The following is a 4606-nucleotide window of genomic DNA, read 5'->3' on the forward strand; positions in this document are numbered from 1 at the left end:
CACCACCTCGACGACGCCTACCCCATGGCCGAACTCCAGATCGGCATGGTCTACGAAATGCAACGCGACCCCGACCGCAACCCCTACCTGAACGTGACGTCGCTGCATCTTCCGGGCCGGTTCGAGCAGGAAGCCTTCCGCGCGGCAGTGTCCATGGTGGTGGAGCGGCATCCTGTGCTGCGTACCTCTTTCGACCTCAGTGGTCTTTCCGTGCCGATGCAATTGGTGCACGCGGAAGTCGAGATGCCTGTCGGCCTGGTGGATCTGCGCGGACTGAGCAAGGCCAGGCAACGGCGTGAGCTGGCCGATCACGTCCGTGGGGAGCGGACGACGGGGTTCGATCCGGCGGTGGCGCCGTTGTTCCGGATGACGGTCCATGTGCTGTCCGACGACGCCTTCCAGTGGACCGTCACCGACCACCACGCCATTCTCGACGGCTGGAGCCTCGCCTCCACCCTCGCCGAAATCACCGACACCTACCACACCCTCCTCGACGGCAACACCCCCACGCTCCCACCCCTCCGCTCCACCTACCGCGACTACATCGCAGCCGAACAGGCAGCACTCACCAACCCCGCACACACCACCTACTGGCACGGCCTCCTCACCGACCGCCCCGACACCCGCCTCCCCCGCCACAGCGGCAACGGCGCCCCCCTGCTCATCGGTGAGCGGCTCGACGACGAGGTGCATGAGCACGACGGCACCGGTGGGTACGGAGCACTGGTCACCGTGGTGCCGCCGGAGCTCCTGTCGGCGCTGGAGGACAGCGCAGCCCGGATCGGCGTGCCGTTCAAGGCCGTCGTCCTGGCCGCCCACATGCGGGTACTGAGCCTGGTCACGGGCAGCGCGGATGTCGTCACCGGGTTGTCGTCCAACGGGCGACTGGAGGAGACCGACGGCACCGAGGTGCGGGGCCTGTTCCTCAATTCGCTGCCTTTCAGGCTGCGGCTGCCGGACGGCACTTGGGCTGATCTGGCGCGGGCCGTTTTCGACGCCGAGCGCGAGATGCTGCCGCACCGCAGATACCCCATGCCGGCACTGCAACGTGCGCTGGGCGGCGACCCCCTGTTCGAGACCGGCTTCGTCTACAACCACTTCCGCCACGTGGACGAACTGGCCGAGGGGGGCCGGGCCTCGGTCTCCGGTCCGCACGACGAGACGGCCGCCGGTGTCGCCCGGACCAGCTTCCCGCTGCATGTGGCCATGAGCCGCGAACCGGGCCTGGCCGGCATGCGGATGGAGCTGGAGTACGACGCCAGGGAGTTCCCCGCGGAACAGATGCGTCTGATCCGCGACTACCACCTGCGGGCTCTTCGGGCGATCGCCGAGAATCCGGACGGCGTCCACCGAGCGGCCGTCCTGCTCGGCGAGGCCGAGCGGGCCCTGCTGGAACGCTGGAACGACAACACCGCCGCTGTCCCGTCGACGCCCGTCCACGAACTGATCGAGGCGCGGGCGGCGGCGCAGCCCCACCGCGTCGCTGTGGTCGCCGGGGAGCGGTCCCTGACGTACGGCGAACTCGATGCGCGTGCCGACCGGCTGGCCCGTCATCTGCGCCGGCTGGGCGTCGGCCCCGAGGTGTTCGTCGGGGTCGGCCTGGACCGTTCGCCCGAACTCGTCGTCGGGCTGCTGGCCGTGCTCAAGGCCGGCGGGGCCTACGTACCGTTGGATGTCTCCTTTCCCGCGGACCGGCTCGCGCACATGCTCCGAGAAGCGGACGTGCGGGTGGTCCTGGCCGGGGCGAGCACGAGGGACCTGATTCCGCGGGGCCCGTGGGAGACCGTCGACGTGGACACCGCCGTTCTGCCCGAGGAGACGCGGCGCGGCCGGGCCCCGGAGGCCGGCGCCGGACCGGACAACGCCTGCTACGCCATCTTCACCTCTGGTTCCACAGGACGGCCGAAGGGTGTGGTGACCCGGCACCGCAACGTGACCGAGCTTCTGCACGGTGGTCCCGCGATGGAGCTTCGGGAGGACGACACCGTTCTCCAGATCGCGACGGTCGCCTTCGATGTCTCCACCTTCGAGATATGGGCGCCGCTGGCGGCGGGGGCCCGGCTCGTGCTCGCTCCGCCGGGGCGGTACGCCCCGGCCGATGTGGCGGGCTGGGTGACGGATCACGGCGTGACGGTCCTCCACGCCGCTGCCTCGCTGTTCACCCTGCTCGTGGACGAGCAGCCGCAGACGTTCGACGGACTGCGCCGACTGCTCACCGGCAGTGAGACGGTTTCCGCACCGCACGCCGGCCGGATCCTCGCCCGTTGCCCTGAGCTCGAGCTGGTCAACTGCTGGGGGCCGACGGAGACCACCACGTTCTCCGTCTGCGGCATCTTCACCGCGGACTCGCTCCCGGCCGGCCCGCTGCCGCTCGGCACACCGCTGGCCAACACCGAGGTCCGGGTGCTGGACGAGGCCGGCCATCCCGTGCCCGTGGGCAGTCCCGGTGAGCTGTACGTGGCCGGGCCGTGCCTCGCCCGCGGCTATCTCGGCGCACCCGCGCTGACCGCCGAGCACTTCCTGCCGCATCCCTCCCTGCCGGGGGCTCGGCTGTACCGCACGGGTGACCGGGGGCGCTGGTCGGCCGAGGGTCAGGTGGAGTTCCTCGGCCGGGTCGACCACATGGTCAAGATTCGCGGCTACCGGGTGGAGCCCGGCGAGGTGAGCGCGGCAATCGGCGCTCATCCGCGCGTTCGCCAGTGCGTCGTGACAGCGCCGCAGGACGCGTCGGGACGGACCGATCTGGTGGCGTACCTGGTGTGCGACGCCCCGGCGCCCGATGTGACCGAACTGCGGTCGGCGCTGCGGGAGAAGCTGCCGGAGTACATGCTGCCGCAGGCCTTCGTGTTCCTCGACGCGTTCCCGTTGACGGCCCAGGGCAAGGTGGACCGCGGCAGGCTCCCCGCGCCGTCCGGGGACCGCCCGGAGCTGTCGTCCCAGTACGTGGCGCCGCTGCCCGGCGTGGAGGAACGGCTGGCGGTGATCTGGCGTCAGGTCCTCGGGGTGGACAGGATCGGCCGGCACGACAACTTCTTCGACCTGGGCGGCGACTCGATCCGCAGCATTCAGGTGATCGGACGGACCCGGGAGGAGGGTCTGCTGCTCACGCTGCCCGTGCTGTTCCGGTCCCCGACGCTCGCCGCGCTGGGCACCGAGGTGACTTCGGTGGCGGCGGACCTGCTCCCCGCACCGACGGCGGAGCCGTTCGCCCTGCTGTCGGCGCAGGACCGGCAGGCGCTGCCCGAGGGGCTGGTGGACGCCTACCCGATGGCGGCCCTCCAGGTCGGCATGGTCTACGAGATGGAGATCGACCCGGACCGCAACCCGTACCACAACGTCAGTACGGTGCGGCTCGGCGAGCGGTTCGAGGAGGACGCGTTCCGGCGGGCCGTAGAGCTGACGGTGAGCCGCCACGATGTCCTGCGTACCTCGTTCGACCTGAGCGGCTACAGCGAGCCGGTGCAGCTCGTGCACGAGCGGGCCGAATCGCCGCTGACCGTCGTCGATCTGCGAGGTCAGGACGATAGTGCGCAGCGCGCGGCGGTGGCGGAGTGCGTCCGTCGCGAACAGGACGAGGGCTTCTCCGTCGCGGTGGCTCCCTTGTTCCGGATGACCGTTCATGTGCTGTCCGACGACGCCTTCCAGTGGACCGTCACCGACCACCACGCCATTCTCGACGGCTGGAGCCTCGCCTCCACCCTCGCCGAAATCACCGACACCTACCACACCCTCCTCGACGGCAACACCCCCACGCTCCCACCCCTCCGCTCCACCTACCGCGACTACATCGCAGCCGAACAGGCAGCACTCACCAACCCCGCACACACCACCTACTGGCGCGGCCTCCTCACCGACCGCCCCGACACCCGCCTCCCCCGCCACTCCACTGCGCTTCCCGACGGGCTCGCGGGGCTGTGCGGCACGGGCGAGGTGCACCGCAACGACGCGGAGCGTCGGCACGGAGAGTTGATCACATCTCTGCCGGTCGGTCTGGGCGATGGTCTCGACCGGTTCGCCCGGCATTGTGGGGTGCCGCTGAAGTCCGTGCTGTTGGCAGCGCATCTGCGGGTCATGAGCCTCGCCACCGGCAGCCGGGACGTCGTCACGGGGCTGTCGTCCAACGGCCGGCTGGAGGAGACCGACGGAACCGAGGTGCGGGGGCTCTTCCTCAACACTCTGCCGTTCCGGCTGGAGCTGCCGGAGGGCAGTTGGCGGGACCTCGCACGCGCGGTGTTCGAGGCCGAGCAGGACATGCTGCCCCATCGCAGATATCCGATGTCCGCGATCCAACGCGAACTGGGCGGGGAACCGCTCTTCGAGACCGGCTTCGTCTACAACCACTTCCGTCAGATCGACGCACTCGCCGGTGGGGCGGACACGGACGACGATCGCGCCCGTGCGACCGGAGGTGGGCGGACCCACTTCCCGCTGCTGGTGGCCGTCAGCCAGGAGCCCGGGCACCAGGGGCTGAGCCTGGAGATGGAGTACGACAGCGGCGAACTGTCGCCCGTCCAGGTGGCGTTGATGCGGGACTACTACGTGCGGGTGCTGGAGTCGATGGTCTGCGACCCGGACACCGCGTTCGGGGACATCGTCCTGCTCGGCG

At 70.2% G+C, this 4606-nt stretch carries 1 protein-coding gene; it reads left to right on the forward strand.

Annotation, left to right across the window (positions count from 1 at the left end; genetic code table 11):
- Positions 1 to 4606: amino acid adenylation domain-containing protein (locus ACIQCZ_RS42415; RefSeq protein WP_402291551.1), on the forward strand; the 4606-nt coding region annotated here is incomplete at both ends.

This window comes from Streptomyces sp. NPDC093149 (genome assembly GCF_044754145.1).
GTDB lineage: Bacteria > Actinomycetota > Actinomycetes > Streptomycetales > Streptomycetaceae > Streptomyces.